This window comes from Geovibrio ferrireducens, from assembly GCF_026226615.1.
GTDB classification, from domain to species: Bacteria; Chrysiogenota; Deferribacteres; order Deferribacterales; family Geovibrionaceae; genus Geovibrio; species Geovibrio ferrireducens.
Window position 1 is genome coordinate 1 of record NZ_JAJAPB010000023.1, and the last position, 15,357, is coordinate 15,357.

Below are 15,357 nucleotides of genomic sequence, written 5' to 3' on the forward strand. Positions count from 1 at the left end.
TTGTTCCTACGTTGACGTGGGGCTTCGTTCTAGCAAACTTAGCTTTAGCCATCTGTATTCCTCCTAATATTCTCTATTCTTATGAATTAGCTTTCTTAATTTCTTCAGCTACGCTGTTGGGAACCTGCTCATAGTGGTCAAACTGCATGCTGTAAGTTGCGCGTCCCTGAGTTATTGAACGGAGATTTGTTGAATAACCGAACATTTCCTTAAGGGGCACGAAGCAGTTGATTACCTGAGCGGAACCTCTCATTTCCATACCTTCGATCTTGCCTCTTCTTGAGCTGAGGTCACCCATTACATCACCCGTGTATTCATCGGGAGATACAACTTCAACTTTCATGATAGGCTCAAGTATAACGGGATCTGCATTTCTCATACCGGCTTTGAAAGCCATTGAACCGGCAATTTTGAATGCCATCTCGTTAGAGTCGACATCGTGGTATGAACCGTCGGTAAGCGTCGCTTTGCAGTCAACAACGGGGAAGCCTGCGGAAACGCCTGATTCAAGAGCTTCTTCAATACCTTTCTGTACTGCGGGGATATATTCCTTCGGAACAGTACCGCCGACAATATTGTTGACGAACTGGAAGCCTTCTCCGGGTGCGAGGGGAGCAATCTCAAGCCAAACGTGACCATACTGGCCTCTGCCGCCTGTCTGCTTGATGTATTTCCCTTCAGTTTTGACAGATTTTCTGAAAGTTTCGCGGTATGCAACCTGGGGGTTACCCACGTTGGCTTCTACTTTGAATTCTCTCATAAGCCTGTCAACGATGATTTCAAGGTGAAGCTCACCCATACCGGAAATAACTGTCTGGCCTGTTTCCTCATCAACCTTAACTCTGAAAGAGGGGTCTTCTGAAGCAAGTTTGCCGAGAGCTATGGAAAGCTTATCCTGATCGTTCTTGCTTTTGGGTTCGATGGCAACCGAAATAACGGGCTCAGGGAACTCCATTGATTCAAGAATTACAGGTTTGTTCTCATCGCAGAGAGTGTCGCCTGTGGTAGTGTATTTAAGACCAACTGTCGCACAAATATCGCCAGCGTGAATCTCTTTTATTTCCTCACGTTTGTTAGCCTGCATTTTTACAAGACGGCCTATACGCTCTTTTTTGTCCTTAGTGGAGTTAAGAGTATAGTTACCTGCTTCAAGGCAGCCTGAATATACCCTGAAGTATGTAAGCTGTCCCATGTAGGGGTCAGTCATAATCTTGAATGCGAGAGCAGCAAAAGGCTCACTGTCATCAGCTTTTCTTTCGATTTCGCCGTCGCCGCTCATGCTTTTCCCTTTTATGGGGGGAATGTCGATGGGGCTGGGGAGAAGATCAACAACCGCGTTCAGAAGAGTCTGAACACCTTTGTTTTTGAAAGCAGTTCCGCATGTCACAGGTATGAACTTGCGTCCGATGCAGCCTTTTCTGAGACCTGCGATGATTTCAGCTTCGGTTATCTCTTCGCCTTCGAAGTACTTGTTCATAAGATCGTCATCTAATTCGCAAACAGCATCCATGAGTTTTTCACGGTATTCTTTCGCCTGCTCAAGAAGATTAGCGGGAATGTCGCTGTAAGTGTATTTAGCTCCGAGCTGCTCTCCGTCCCATGTTACTGACTGCATTTTAACGAGGTCTATTATGCCCTCAAAAGCGTCTTCAGCGCCCATGGGGAGCTGTATGGGAAGGGGATTAGCGCCGAGTTTCGACTTAATATCACTCAGAACTTTGAAGTAGTCAGAACCGGATCTGTCCATTTTATTAACGAAAATGATACGGGGAACGCCGTACTTGTCTGCCTGTCTCCAGACAGTTTCAGTCTGAGGCTGAACGCCGCCCACTGCACATAAAACAGTAACAGCACCGTCAAGAACCTTAAGTGAACGCTCAACTTCGATTGTGAAGTCAACGTGTCCGGGTGTATCGATAACGTTAATGCGGTGGTTGTTCCAGAAGCACTGTACTGTCGCTGAAGTGATCGTGATACCACGCTCTTTCTCCTGCTCCATCCAGTCGGTAGTGGCTCCGCCGTCATGTACCTCACCGATTTTGTGTGACATACCTGTATAGAAAAGAATTCTTTCAGTGGTTGTGGTTTTACCGGCATCAATGTGAGCCATGATACCGATGTTACGCTGAAGGTTTAATGGTATAGTTTTTTCCACCTAACCCTCCCTTACCATCTGAAGTGAGCGAAAGCTCTGTTAGCTTCTGCCATTCTGTGGGTATCTTCTTTCTTTTTGAAAGCAATACCTTTTCCGCCTGCGGCATCGATGAGTTCACCTGCAAGACGGTCTACCATGGTTCTTTCTTTTTTGCTTCTTGCAGCAGCAATGATCCATTTGATGCTGAGAGCCTGTTTTCTTAAGGGACGCACTTCGATGGGAACCTGATAAGTTGCGCCGCCCACTCTTCTTGATTTAACTTCAAGCTGAGGCTTAACATTTTCGATAGCTTTTCTGAAAACATCTATGCCGTTTTCGCCGGTTTTCTGGCCGATAGTATCGATCGTTTCATAAAAAACTCTTTCTGCAACGGATTTTCTTCCGTCAAGCATGAGGATGTTGATGAATTTGGTAACAATCGCGTCCTTGTAAATAGGGTCGATATTTACCTCACGCCTTTTAGCAACTCTTCTTCTTGCCATTTCCTATCACCTTATTTCGGTTTCTTAACGCCGTATTTGGAGCGGGATTTTTTCCTGTCCTTAACGCCGTCTGTATCAAGCGCGCCGCGAACGATTTTGTAGCGCACACCGGGAAGGTCTTTTACCCTTCCGCCCCTTACGAGAACAACTGAGTGTTCCTGAAGGTTGTGGCCGATACCGGGAATATACGCTGTTACCTCGATACCTGACGTAAGCCTTACCCTTGCGACTTTTCTAAGAGCCGAGTTGGGTTTTTTCGGTGTAGTAGTATACACTCTGGTGCAAACTCCCCTTCTCTGGGGGTTGCCCTGCAATGCAGGAGATTTGGTCTTTTTAAGGACCTGTTTTCTTCCTTTTCTGACCAATTGGTTCAAAGTAGGCACCTAGCACCTCCAAAATTCTTGTGAGTTTCTATCAAACTCAAATCTTACGTGAACGGCCAACTGTAATTTCTTGCCGTCCCTACTTTGTAATTTAACTTTAAAATCTTTATGCAGCCTCAATTACCAAGCCTTTGAAGCTTTAGAGCGCATTTTGAGCGCAACTATACATTCAGGGCGAAAGAGCAAGAATAGTAGCAATGCTTTTGTACAATGTCAAGAAGTTTTACCAAAGGATATTCAGTGTGAAATTCCCGTCCGGACGGGCATTTAAGATGAGCCTGTTTTATTAGCACAATGAGAATGAAAAGAAAACTGTTTTCTTGAAAAAGAAAAGGCCGCCCTTTTGAGGCGGCCCCTTATGTTATTTTGCAGGATTGATAAATTTGAACTTTTTGCTCTGGATGAACTTGGAGCCCGTTCCCGCCGGTATAAGCTTACCGATGATAACGTTCTCTTTAAGCCCTCTGAGCTCATCCATTTTTCCGGAGCAAGCCGCATCGGTGAGGACGCGCGTTGTCTCCTGGAAGGAGGCTGCGGAGAAGAAGCTCTGTGTATTAAGAGCCGCTTTTGTGATCCCCTGAAGCACTGCCTTGCCCGAAGGAGGAGTGAGCCCCGCTGCCACCAGTCTCTGGTATTCAGCAGCGAACTCTGCCTTGTAAACCTCTTCATTAGGCATAAACTCAGAGTCGCCGGGTTCTTCTATCACAACTTTTTTCAGCATCTGGCGAACGATTGTCTCGATGTGCTTATCGTTAATCGCAACACCCTGTTTACGGTAAACTTCCTGAATCTCATCCACTATATATCTCTGGAGAGCATCCTCGCCGAGAACAGCCAGAATATCGTGGGGGTTCACAAGACCGTCGATGAGAGATTCACCGGCTTTTACCCTGTCACCGTCGTGGACGTTGATATAACGCTGAACGGAAATGCTGTATGTTTTCTTAACGCCTGTCTCTTCGTTTTCGATGGTGAGTTTACGAAGACCGCGCGCGGTGTTCTCTATGCTCACTATACCGTCGATCTCTGCAATAACTGCGGGATCTTTCGGTCTTCTCGCTTCGAAGAGTTCAGCAACCCTGGGAAGACCCACTGTAATATCTTTTGTTTTAGTGGTTTCTCTGGGTATTTTCGCAACTACATCGCCGGGCTCGATCATATCGCCCTCATCCACCTGAAGCAGAGCCCCGATGGGGAGGATGTAGCGCTGGATCGTTTTGTTGTCATCGCCTTTAATGGACACACGGGGCTGTTTTTTGCCTCTTGTGTTGGCGATGATAACCTTCTGGGAAAGACCTGTGATGGGGTCGATCTCCTCTTTAAGCGTTTCGCCCTCGACTATATCGCCGAAAGCAACACGGCCGGGGTATTCCGTAAGGATTACCGCAACATAGGGGTCCCACTCGGCTATCAGGTCGCCCTGTTTAACCGTGGCGCCGTCTTTCACAAGCAGTTTGGTTCCGTATGCTATGTTATATTTTTCAAGGACTCTTTCAGATTTATCAAGAATCTGGAGAGAGCCGTTACGGTTAAGAACTACGGGGAAGCCTTCCCTGTTCAGAACAGTTTTCATGTCATCGAACCTGATGGTTCCGCCGAATTTGGCGTTAAGGCTCGACTGCTCGGCTGATGAGGATGCCGCACCGCCGATGTGGAATGTCCTCATCGTAAGCTGCGTACCGGGTTCACCGATTGACTGTGCTGCTATTGTACCCACTGCCTCACCGACTTCGACAATACGTCTTGTGGCGAGATCAAGGCCGTAGCACTGGCGGCATATGCCGTGCTCGGATTCGCAGGTAAGAACCGAACGCACTTTTACCCTGTCAAGACCTGAGGCCTCGATCTTTTCCACGAGATCCTCAGTTATAAGGCTGTTGCCTTCAACTATCAGATCATCAGTGATCGGGTCGTACACATCTTCCAGAGTGTAGCGGCCAAGGATACGCTCACCAAGGGGTTCAACAGCTTCCGTTCCTTCCATAAGGGCGGAAATTTCGATACCGCGTATTGTTCCGCAGTCCTCTTCGCTGATGATAACGTCCTGAGCAACGTCCACAAGCCTTCTGGTAAGGTAACCGGAGTTCGCCGTTTTAAGAGCGGTATCCGCAAGACCTTTCCTTGCACCGTGTGTGGAGATGAAGTACTGGAGAACCGTAAGCCCCTCACGGAAGTTTGAGGTAATGGGCGTCTCGATAATCTCTCCTGAGGGTTTGGCCATAAGACCTCTCATCCCTGCAAGCTGGCTTATCTGTGCTTTTGAACCTCTCGCTCCTGAGTGCGCCATTACGTGTATGGCGTTGTAGAAACGGTCTCTTTTGTATTCTTTTGATTTATCGCCGCCCTGAGTCTCAATGGTTTTCATCATTTTCTCAGTGACTTTGTCGTTGGTTGTGGACCAAACGTCGATTATCTGGTTGTAACGCTCGCCTGAAGTCAGCGCACCCTCGCGGTAGTGCTCTTCAATTTCGCGCACTTTCTGCATGGCAGCATTGATCAGCTCAGGTTTTTCCTGAGGTATTATAAGGTCGTCAAGACATATGGAGAAACCGGCCCTGCACGCCTGAGCAAAACCGAGGTTTTTCAGGTTGTCAAGGAACTCTACCGTGTGGTAGTTGCCGAGCTTCTTATATATATAGTCAACGAGCTTAACCAGGTCTTTTTTGGTGAAAAGCTGGTTAACAATATCAAAGTCTATTCCGGCAGGCACTATTTCGAAAAGGATGATCCTTCCCGTTACAGTGTCATAGCGTTTGCCGTTTATCCTGACCTTAATCTCGGCGTGAATATCAAGCTGACCCTGATCGTAGGCTATTCTTACCTCTTTAGGTGAGGAGAAGATTTTGCCTGCGCCCTTGGCGTTTCTCGCGCCGCGTGTCAGGTAGTATATACCGAGAACCATATCCTGCGTGGGAACAGCCAGAGGCTTTCCGTGTGCAGGGGAAAGGATGTTGTAGCAGGCAAGCATGAGGGTTCTTGCCTCAAGCTGCGCCTCATAAGACAGAGGCACGTGAACAGCCATCTGGTCACCATCGAAGTCCGCGTTGAATGCGGGGCATACGAGGGGGTGAAGCTGAATCGCCTTGCCTTCAACCAGCATAGGTTCAAACGCCTGAATACCGAGCCTGTGGAGCGTAGGCGCACGGTTAAGGAGAACAGGGTGTTCCCTGATAACCTCTTCCAGAACATCCCACACTTCTGGTCTCTGCTCTTCCACCATTCTTTTCGCCTGTTTTATGGTGGAGGCTATGCCCCTTTCCTTTTCCAGCTTGTAGTAAAGGAAGGGTTTGAAAAGCTCAAGAGCCATAAGCTTCGGTATACCGCACTGGTGCATTTTAAGATGGGGTCCGGCAACAATAACGCTACGTCCGGAGTAGTCCACCCTTTTACCGAGAAGGTTCTGACGGAAACGTCCCTGCTTTCCTTTAATCATATCGGAAAGTGATTTAAGGGGGCGTTTGTTGGAGCTGCGGATTACCCTGCCTCTCCTGCCGTTGTCAAACAGTGCGTCAACCGCTTCCTGAAGCATCCTTTTTTCGTTTCGGATGATGATTTCAGGCGCGTTAAGCTCCATGAGCTTTTTAAGACGGTTGTTCCTGTTTATTACCCTTCTGTAGAGGTCGTTAAGGTCGCTTGTGGCAAACCTTCCGCCGTCAAGGGGAACAAGGGGGCGAAGCTCAGGCGGAATCACGGGGATTACGTCCAGAACCATCCACTCAGGTCTGTTGCCGCTTTTACGGAAAGCTTCAACAACTCTGAGGCGTTTGGCGAGCTTCAGTTTCTTCTGCATGCTGGTGGTGTCTCTCAGATCTTCCTTAAGTTCAAGGAGAAGAATATCAAGATCCACCTGCTTGAGCAGATCCTTGATAGCCTCCGCGCCTATTTTGGCAACGAATGCATTGGGGCCGTACTCGTCCACTGCCCTGCGGTAGTGGTCTTCCGTAAGAAGCTCCTTCTCTTTGAGGGGAGTGTCTTTCGGATTGGTGACAATATATGACTCGAAATAGATAATGCGTTCAATGTCCTTGATGCTTAAGTCAAGGAGTGAGCCTATCCTGCTGGGCGTGCCTTTGAAGAACCATATGTGGCACACGGGGGAAGCAAGGTCGATATGACCCATTCTCTCCCTTCTCACTTTGGACTGAATGACTTCAACGCCGCACTTTTCGCAGACTATTCCTCTGTGCTTCATCCTCTTGTATTTACCGCAGAGACATTCCCAGTCCTTCACGGGTCCGAAGATTTTTGCGCAGAACAGACCGTCCCTTTCAGGTTTGAAGGTACGGTAGTTGATCGTTTCAGGCTTTGTAACCTCCCCGGAGGACCATGTTCTGATCTTGTCGGGGCTTGCTATGCGTATTGCTATAGAGTCGAAAAACACATGTGATTTTTCGTCAAAAAGAGTACTCTTCTTCATAATTATGAGTCCTCCCTGCTATCGGCGGAACCCTGTCCGTCCGATTCATCTTCGGGTAAATTATCAAGCGTCATAAGCTCAAGATCCAGTGCAAGACCCTGAAGCTCTTTTATAAGTACGTTAAATGACTCCGGCATGCTCGGCGAGAAGCTGAAGTTTCCGTTTACGATTGATTCGTAAACAGTTGTTCTTCCTTCCACGTCATCCGATTTAACGGTGAGCATTTCCTGAAGTATGTTCGCCGCGCCGTATGCTTCCAGAGCCCAGACCTCCATCTCACCGAGACGCTGACCGCCGAACTGGGCTTTACCGCCGAGTGGCTGCTGAGTGACGAGTGAGTACGGGCCTGTTGAACGGGCGTGGATTTTTGTATCAACAAGGTGGTGGAGCTTCATGTAGTACATAACGCCCACTGTAACTTCCTGATCGAATCGCTCGCCTGTTCTTCCGTCATAAAGGATAGTCTGTCCATCCTCCTGAAAGCCTGCCTTGGTGAGCATTTCCTTAATATCGCTCTCACGTGCGCTGTCGAAGACCTCAGTTGAGAACTTCACGCCGAGGGCTTTGCCCGCCCAGCCGAGGTGGGTTTCAAGAATCTGCCCTATGTTCATCCTTGAAGGAACTGAAAGCGGGTTGAGAACCACTTCCACAGGTGTTCCGTCGGGAAGGTAAGGCATATCCTCTTCGGGGAGGATTCTGGACACAACCCCTTTGTTACCGTGGCGGCCGGCCATTTTATCGCCCACGCTGAGCTTTCTTTTGATAGCTACATAGACTTTTACGGATTTAAGAACGCCAGCGGGAAGTTCGTCCCCTTTCTCGACCTTCTTTTTCCTGTCTTTGTAGAGCTCTTCTGCATCCTTCACTTTTTTGAAGTAAACGTTGTTGATGCCTACGAGCTGCTCTTCAAAGTCTCTTCTGCCTTCGATGGGAAGGTTCACAAGGTCAGTGTAGTCAAGCCCTTTAAGCTCTTCCGCCTTAACAACCGTACCTGAGTCGAGGCTTATTTTTTCGCCTTTAAAAGCGTCTATAAGTTTCTTACCGGCAAGAATGGAGATAATTTTCGCCTTTCTTGCATCTTCAAGAGCGCGGATAGAACGTTCATAGTCCTTTTTGATGTCCGCGTACTCTTTCATTTCGATAATTTCGGTACGGCTGTCTTTATCTATACCGCGTCTGGTCATTACCTGAACGCCGATAACCGTACCTTTTATACTGGGGGGAACTCTCAGCGAAGCGTCTTTAACATCGCCTGCTTTCTCACCGAAGATTGCTCTGAGGAGTTTTTCTTCGGGGGTAGCCTGAGTTTCGCCCTTGGGAGTCACTTTACCCACAAGTATATCGCCGGGTTTAACCTTCGCGCCCACACGGATGATCCCGCTTTCGTCGAGGTCTTTCAGAGCCTCGTCGCTTACGTTGGGAATATCTGATGTGATCTCTTCCGGTCCGAGTTTGGTATCCCTTGCTTCAACTTCGAAAACTTCGATGTGGATTGAAGTGTAGGCATCCTCTTTAACGACTTTCTGTGAAATAAGGATGGAGTCTTCGTAGTTGTAGCCCATCCAAGGCATGAACGCCACGACGATGTTGCGTCCGAGAGCAAGCTCTCCGCCCTGTGTCGCGGGGCCGCCCGCGAGGATGTCCCCTTTTTTCACTATGTCGCCTTTATCAACTATAGGCTTGAAGTTTATGCAGGTGTCCTGGTTTGATCTTCTGTACTTAACCAGGTCGTATATATCCACGCCGAAATCGTCTTTTTCGTTGTAGCGGACAACTATCTTAACCGCGTCAACAAAGTCCACAATACCGGCATGCTCTGCGATTACAACAGCGCCTGAGTCAATTGCGCATTTCATCTCCATGCCTGTTCCCACTATGGGGGAATCGGTACGGATAAGAGGCACACCCTGACGCTGCATGTTTGAACCCATGAGAGCCCTGTTCGCATCGTCATGCTCAAGGAAGGGGATAAGCGCTGATGAAACTGAAACTATCTGTTTCGGTGAAACGTCCATATACTGGATGTTTTCACGGGGAGTCTGGAGAGATTCGCCCATGTACCTTGCAGCTATGTATTCCCTGACGAATTTGTTATCCTTATCAAGAAGAGCGTTAGCCTGAGCTATATAGAAATCCTCTTCCTCAATTGCGGACATGTACACAACCTCATTAGTTACAACGCCGTCCGAAACTTTTCTGTAAGGCGTTTCAATGAAGCCGAATTCATTTATTTTGGAATATGTCGTCAGAGACGTGATAAGACCGATGTTCGGGCCCTCAGGTGTCTCAATGGGGCATATCCTTCCGTAGTGTGATGTATGAACGTCACGGACTTCAAACCCTGCTCTGTCACGGTTAAGACCGCCGGGTCCGAGGGCAGACAGCCTTCTCTTGTGCGTAATTTCGCTCAGAGGGTTTGTCTGATCCATGAACTGGGAAAGCTGGTAGCTTCCGAAAAATTCCTTGATGGACGCGCTGAGGGGTTTCGCATTCAGAAGATCCTGAGGAGTGAGATCCTCAATATCCTGAATACTCATTCTTTCCTTAACGGTTTTCTCCATTCTGGCAAGGCCGATCCTGATATGGTTCTGGAGCTGCTCGCCTGCTGCCCTCACCCTTCTGTGGCCGAGGTGGTCAATGTCATCCACATTTGCTATGCCTTTACGGATGTTTTCAAGCACGCGCACGGTTTCGACTATGTCTTCCTTGGTCAGAGTGGTGTGGTCAAGGTTTATGCTGAGACCAAGTCTTTTATTTATCTTAAGGCGTCCGACCCTTGAGAGATCGTAGCGTTTAGAATTAAAGAAAAGGTTGTCGAAAAGAGATCTTGCAGTTTCCGCTGTGGCAGGTTCGCCGGGGCGGAGCTTTCTGTAAATCTCGATAAGAGCCTCTTCCTGAGTTTTTACTTTGTCAACGTACAGAATGTCACGGATAATGCTGTCAGAGGACTGTCTGTCGATAAACAGAACCTTGAACTCGTTTATGCCGTTTTCCGCAAGCTTTTCAAAAGCTTCTTCCGTAACCGGAGCACCGGCTTCAAGAACCACTTCGCCGTCTTCGCTGACTATGTCCTCGCCGAAGAAGGTGTCAAGTATATCCTCAAGGGTTATGGGGATACGGGTGATCTTCGCTGCGGAAATTCTTTTTCTGGCCGCTTTTGTTATTTTATGGTTAGCCTTGACAATTACTTCGCCGTTTTCATCGGTTATATCAAGGCTGTTTCTCTGACCCACAACATGAGCTTCGTTGTAGTCCTTTGTCATGTTTCCGTTCGGTTCAACACGCACATTAACCATGTCGTAGTAAGTGTTGAGGATGTTAAGTTCGGTCATGCCGAGTGCTTTGAGCAGAACGGTAACGGGTATTTTTCTTTTCTTATCGATACGGACGTACATTACGTTTTTCGCATCGAAGTCAAAATCTATCCATGAACCTCTGTAGGGGATGATTCTCGCACTGTAAAGGTGTTTCTCCACAACGCTTTTGGACGCCGTAATATCTTCGAAGAATATTCCCGGCGAGCGGTGAAGCTGGCTCACGATAACCCTCTCAACGCCGTTTATCACAAAGGTTCCTCTGTCTGTCATCAGGGGGATGTCGCAGAGATAAACCTCGGACTCTTTTGCGGAGTTGACGAGTTTTTCTTCTGATTCTTCATTTATATCATAATTGACAAGACGCACTTTCACTTTCAGCGGAGCTGCGAAGGTCGTGCTTCTGTCGATTGCTTCTCTGGGCGTGTATTTGGGTTTTTCAAGAGTATAACTGATATATTCAAGAACTGATGTTTCATTAAAGTCGGTGATCGGAAAGATTTCCCTGAATACTTCATCAAGACCCTTCTGTTCTCTCTCGTCTGTAGGAACTCCTTCCTGAAGGAACTCAACATAAGAGCGCTTCTGAACCTCTATAAGGTCGGGCATATCAATTACTTTCTGGATTTTTGAGAAACTGACTCTCTCAATAGGCTTTCTAGTTGAATCCATATTTTATCACCTGTGGGATGTATCCGCTAAATGTTAAAGAAGGCATGGGGGCGCTACTTGCGCCCCCGATTTATACTGATCAAGTTTTTCCTGATTTAAGAAGTAATTACTTAACTTCAGCAGTACCGCCGGCTTCTTCAAGTTTAGCTTTGATAGAAGCAGCTTCCTCTTTGGAAACGCCCTCTTTAACGGGAGCGGGAGCGCCGTCAACGAGTGCTTTAGCTTCTTTAAGTCCGAGGTTGGTAAGTTCACGAACAACTTTAATAACCTGAACTTTTTTCTCGCCGCCGTCTTTGAGGATAACGGTGAACTCTGTCTGCTCTTCAACTACTGCAGCTTCAGCAGCAACAGCGGGGCCAGCCATCATAGCAACGGGAGCAGCAGCGGAAACGCCGAACTTGTCTTCAAGTTCTTTAACGAAGTCTGCGAGCTCGATTACTGTCATATTTGATATAAATTCAACTACTTGTTCTTTAGTTACAGACATTTAAGTCCTCCATTAACTTTGTTTTTGATCTTTGATCGCATTAAGCACATTCAGGAAGCTGCGGGGAACGTTGCTGAGGAGTGACACGAAGTTGGACGCAGGAGCGTTCATCGTAGCAAGCACTCTTCCGAGGAGCACTTCCCTTGAAGGAAGGTCAGCAAGTCTGTTCACGTCTTCTCCGGAGAGAAGGTTGCCGTCAAGGTAACCGCCTTTAATTTCGAACTTGTCGTAATCTTTGGCGAATTTTTTCATATCCTTGGCGACAGCGGCAACATCACCGTTTACGATGGTGCAGGCCGTGCAGAGTTTGAGTGTCTCATCGAGAGACTCAATTCCGTTGTTGTGCAGAGCGATTTTGACAAGTGTGTTCTTGACGACTTTAAAATCGCTGCCTTTTTCTTTCACCGCAGTTCTGATAGCAGTAAGCTGAGGGAAAGTCAGTCCTTTATAATTTGCCAAGAACAGCGCATCACTTGTTTTGATTTCTTCAGTAAGCTGTTGAACATACTGTTTTTTCTCTTCTCTTGTCACGCTGTCCTCCATTTAATAACGAAAATCCGTACATCCTGTCGGATTTCCGTACACGCTCGCGCTTTGCAGAAGCAAAGCTACGCTGCGCACGGCGTCGGTACATCACTGTACCTCCTACCGAATAACGAAAACCCGTACATCCAGCAGGATTCTCGTACACACTCGCACTTTGCAGAAGCAAATAAGCGGGCGCGGACACATTGCTGTGCCACTGGAAAATTCTTTGCTCTAAGACGGTTAGATATTCTATCTCAACCGATCTCCGCAGGACTTACGCTGTGGAAAACTCCGCAGACACCTGCTTCTTAAACCAGATTGTGTGCTTAAAGTGTGTTAATCACTTTCTGGTGGTCTACCTTAACGCCGGGTCCCATTGTGGTAGAAACTGTGATCCCTCTTACGTACTGTCCTTTAGCTGTTGAAGGCTTAAGACGTACGAGAGTTTCCAGAAGTGCCTTGACGTTCTCAAAAAGTTTCTGAGAGTCGAAGCTTTTTTTGCCTACGATAGCGTGGATGATACCGTTTTTATCAACACGGAACTCAATCATACCCGCTTTGAGTTCTTTCACCACGTTACCTATGTTAGGCGTTACCGTACCCACTTTGGGGTTAGGCATAAGTCCTCTCGGTCCGAGTACACGTCCGAGCTTACCGACGAGAGCCATCATGTCAGGTGTTGCGACAACTTTATCGAAATCCATAAAGCCGCCCTGAACCTTTTCAACAAGTTCCTCATCACCGACAATATCTGCACCTGCATCTTTCGCTTCTTTGGCTTTATCGCCTTTTGCGAATGCAAGCACTCTCACGGTCTTACCTGTTCCGTTAGGCAGACTGACTGAGCCCCTCACCATCTGATCTGCGTGTTTGGGGTTTACTCCGAGCTTCACTGCGATGTCGACAGTTTCATCGAACTTCGCGAATGCGACTTCTTTTGCGAGGGCAATTGCCTCTTCCAGGTCGTAGAGCTTTTCGCAGTCTACCTTCTCGGAAGCAGCCTGGTACTGTTTCCCTTTTGCCATGTTAATGACTCCGTGCATTCATGCGGAAAACCGCACTGATGCAACATACAAATTTGTACAAGAGCTTATTAAAGCTCTACTTCCACACCCATGCTGCGTGCGGAACCTGCAACAATCTTAACTGCTTCATCAATGTTTTTGGTGTTGAAGTCAGGAAGTTTGTGCTCGGCGATTCTTACAAGCTGTTCCCTTGTGAGTTTGCCGACCTTATCCTTTTTAGGATTGCTGCTGCCGCTGTTAATCTTCAGCTCTTTTTTGATAAGCTGAGTAACAGGAGGAGTTTTGAGAACAAAAGTGAAGCTTCTGTCTTCAAAAATTGTGAGCTGAACAGGGATAATGTAATCTCCCATGTTCTGGGTTGCAGCGTTAAACGACTTGCAGAATTCCATTATGTTCACCCCTCTCTGACCCAGAGCGGGACCGATTGGGGGTGAAGGGTTAGCCTTGCCGGCCGGAACCTGAAGTTTAAGCTGTCCAAGTACTTTTTTGGCCATTTATAACCTCCCGGACTATCCGACTCTTTTTACTTGCAGATAGTCCAGTTCTACGGGCGTTTGTCTTCCGAAAATGCTCACGATAACGCGAACTTTCTCTTTATCAGGGTTAACCTCGTCAACAGTTCCGATAAATCCGTTGAACGGTCCGTCAATAACCTCAACTTTGTCATCTTTGACATATTTTGCGGTCATTCGGGGAGCCTGTGATTTAGCGAGGTCAATCATTGCTTTTACGTCTTCTTCGGGGATGGGAACAGGATTTATTCCTCCCACAAAGCCGGTAACTTTAGGTATGTTTTTGACAACATGCCAGTTTTCCGTGCTCATTTCCATGTGTACGAGGATATAGCCGGGGAAGGTTTTCTTTTTGCTGATTTTCTTTTTGCCTTTCTTCAGCTCTACTACGTCTTCCGTGGGGATAAGCACGTCTTCTATCTGGTCTTCGAGATTTGAGTTTCTGACCTTCTCTTCAAGAAGGGTCTTCACACGTTTCTCAAAACCCGAATAGGTATGGACTACATACCACTTTTTCGCCATAATACGCCCTTTCCTAGTAAATGAATTGGGTAAGCTTTGAAAGCCCGTAATCTACTACACCAAGATAGATTGCACAGATAAGGCAGATCACAATAACTACCGCAGTAGTGCCCATGGTAGCGTCTTTGGTGGGCCAGATGACTTTTTTAAGTTCTTCTCTGACTTCGTTGATGAAAGTTTGAAGCTTTCCCATAGTCAGCACATCCTTTTCTTTATTTCGGAGAACCTACATCCTGTGGTTCTCCTGTAGCCACTCGCGCCGCACCTGTGCGGCTTCGTTCCGCACGGCGTCGGCACATCCTGTGCCTCTTTTACTTTCTTTATTTCGGAGAACCTACATCCTGTGGTTCTTCTGTAGCCACTCGCGCCGCACCTGTGCGGCTTCGTTCCGCACGGCGTCGGCACATCCTGTGCCTCTTTTACTTTCTTTATTTCGGAGAACCTACATCCTGTGGTTCTCCTGTAACCGCTCACGGTCTGCAAGGTACTGTTTCTATCGACACGTATAGGGCGAAACAAGTTCGCCCTGCACATGCGATAATTTAAAAAATGGCAGGTCAGACAGGAATCGAACCTGCAGCCTTCGGTTTTGGAGACCGATGCTCTGCCAATTGAGCTACTGACCTACTCTATCTTTTCAAAAATTATTTTGTTTCCTTGTGAACAGTGTGTTTTCTGTCCCACTTGCAGTACTTGCTAAGTTCAAGTTTACCGGTCATGGTCTTTTTGTTCTTAGTAGTGCTGTAGTTTCTGCGTTTGCACTCTGTGCATGCAAGGATTATTTTTTCTCTCATTTCAAGTTTCCTTACTCGATAATCTCGGTAACAACACCTGCACCGACTGTTCTACCACCCTCACGA

The 15,357-nt window shown here is 47.4% G+C and carries 12 protein-coding genes and 1 tRNA gene; all 13 read right to left on the reverse strand.

Going from position 1 to position 15,357, the window contains the following annotated elements; translation table 11 throughout:
• Positions 1 to 79: 79 nt before the first annotated feature.
• Entirely contained in the window at positions 80 to 2,155 is a 2,076-nt protein-coding gene (gene fusA / locus OSQ85_RS13850; protein WP_265823899.1) for an elongation factor G, read from the reverse strand.
• 11 nt (positions 2,156 to 2,166) lie between these two features.
• Positions 2,167 to 2,637, reverse strand: coding sequence for a 30S ribosomal protein S7 (gene rpsG, locus OSQ85_RS13855; protein WP_265823900.1), 471 nt, complete (start codon positions 2,635 to 2,637; stop codon positions 2,167 to 2,169).
• 11 nt (positions 2,638 to 2,648) lie between these two features.
• On the reverse strand, positions 2,649 to 3,020 hold the full coding sequence (rpsL, locus tag OSQ85_RS13860; protein ID WP_128466060.1) for a 30S ribosomal protein S12: 372 nt from the start codon (positions 3,018 to 3,020) through the stop codon (positions 2,649 to 2,651).
• 361 nt (positions 3,021 to 3,381) lie between these two features.
• Entirely contained in the window at positions 3,382 to 7,437 is a 4,056-nt protein-coding gene (gene rpoC, locus OSQ85_RS13865; RefSeq protein ID WP_265823901.1) for a DNA-directed RNA polymerase subunit beta', read from the reverse strand.
• A gap of 2 nt (positions 7,438 to 7,439) precedes the next feature.
• Positions 7,440 to 11,423: a DNA-directed RNA polymerase subunit beta gene (gene rpoB, locus OSQ85_RS13870; RefSeq protein WP_265823902.1), complete on the reverse strand. Its 3,984-nt coding sequence runs from the start codon at positions 11,421 to 11,423 to the stop codon at positions 7,440 to 7,442.
• Positions 11,424 to 11,529: 106 nt separating this feature from the next.
• Positions 11,530 to 11,910, reverse strand: coding sequence for a 50S ribosomal protein L7/L12 (gene rplL, locus OSQ85_RS13875; RefSeq protein WP_265823903.1), 381 nt, complete (start codon positions 11,908 to 11,910; stop codon positions 11,530 to 11,532).
• A 12-nt stretch (positions 11,911 to 11,922) separates the two neighbouring features.
• Positions 11,923 to 12,441, reverse strand: coding sequence for a 50S ribosomal protein L10 (gene rplJ, locus OSQ85_RS13880; RefSeq protein ID WP_265823905.1), 519 nt, complete (start codon positions 12,439 to 12,441; stop codon positions 11,923 to 11,925).
• 323 nt (positions 12,442 to 12,764) lie between these two features.
• The gene (rplA, locus tag OSQ85_RS13885; protein WP_265823906.1) at positions 12,765 to 13,463 is read right to left on the reverse strand and encodes a 50S ribosomal protein L1; all 699 of its coding nucleotides are present in this window, start codon (positions 13,461 to 13,463) and stop codon (positions 12,765 to 12,767) included.
• 68 nt (positions 13,464 to 13,531) lie between these two features.
• Complete coding sequence (gene rplK, locus OSQ85_RS13890) at positions 13,532 to 13,957, reverse strand: 50S ribosomal protein L11 (protein ID WP_128466054.1); 426 nt, start codon at positions 13,955 to 13,957, stop codon at positions 13,532 to 13,534.
• Between the two features lie 15 nt (positions 13,958 to 13,972).
• Entirely contained in the window at positions 13,973 to 14,497 is a 525-nt protein-coding gene (gene nusG, locus OSQ85_RS13895) for a transcription termination/antitermination protein NusG (protein ID WP_265823908.1), read from the reverse strand.
• A 13-nt stretch (positions 14,498 to 14,510) separates the two neighbouring features.
• The gene (secE, locus tag OSQ85_RS13900) at positions 14,511 to 14,690 is read right to left on the reverse strand and encodes a preprotein translocase subunit SecE (RefSeq protein ID WP_265823909.1); all 180 of its coding nucleotides are present in this window, start codon (positions 14,688 to 14,690) and stop codon (positions 14,511 to 14,513) included.
• Positions 14,691 to 15,047: 357 nt separating this feature from the next.
• Positions 15,048 to 15,123, reverse strand: a tRNA-Trp gene (locus OSQ85_RS13905).
• Positions 15,124 to 15,141: 18 nt separating this feature from the next.
• Positions 15,142 to 15,291 (reverse strand): 50S ribosomal protein L33, encoded by a 150-nt coding sequence (gene rpmG / locus OSQ85_RS13910; protein ID WP_128466051.1) that lies wholly within the window; start codon positions 15,289 to 15,291, stop codon positions 15,142 to 15,144.
• Positions 15,292 to 15,357 lie beyond the last annotated feature (66 nt).

Excerpts from the sequence above, each read along its gene's own strand:
- nusG (WP_265823908.1), bottom strand. The coding sequence starts at position 14,497 with ATGGCGAAAAAGTGGTATGTAGTCCATACCTATTCGGGTTTTGAGAAA.
- rplK (WP_128466054.1), bottom strand. The coding sequence starts at position 13,957 with ATGGCCAAAAAAGTACTTGGACAGCTTAAACTTCAGGTTCCGGCCGGC.
- rpoB (WP_265823902.1), bottom strand. The coding sequence starts at position 11,423 with ATGGATTCAACTAGAAAGCCTATTGAGAGAGTCAGTTTCTCAAAAATC.
- rplL (WP_265823903.1), bottom strand. The coding sequence starts at position 11,910 with ATGTCTGTAACTAAAGAACAAGTAGTTGAATTTATATCAAATATGACA.
- rpsG (WP_265823900.1), bottom strand. The coding sequence starts at position 2,637 with ATGGCAAGAAGAAGAGTTGCTAAAAGGCGTGAGGTAAATATCGACCCT.
- rpmG (WP_128466051.1), bottom strand. The coding sequence starts at position 15,291 with ATGAGAGAAAAAATAATCCTTGCATGCACAGAGTGCAAACGCAGAAAC.
- rplA (WP_265823906.1), bottom strand. The coding sequence starts at position 13,463 with ATGGCAAAAGGGAAACAGTACCAGGCTGCTTCCGAGAAGGTAGACTGC.
- rpoC (WP_265823901.1), bottom strand. The coding sequence starts at position 7,437 with ATGAAGAAGAGTACTCTTTTTGACGAAAAATCACATGTGTTTTTCGAC.
- secE (WP_265823909.1), bottom strand. The coding sequence starts at position 14,690 with ATGGGAAAGCTTCAAACTTTCATCAACGAAGTCAGAGAAGAACTTAAA.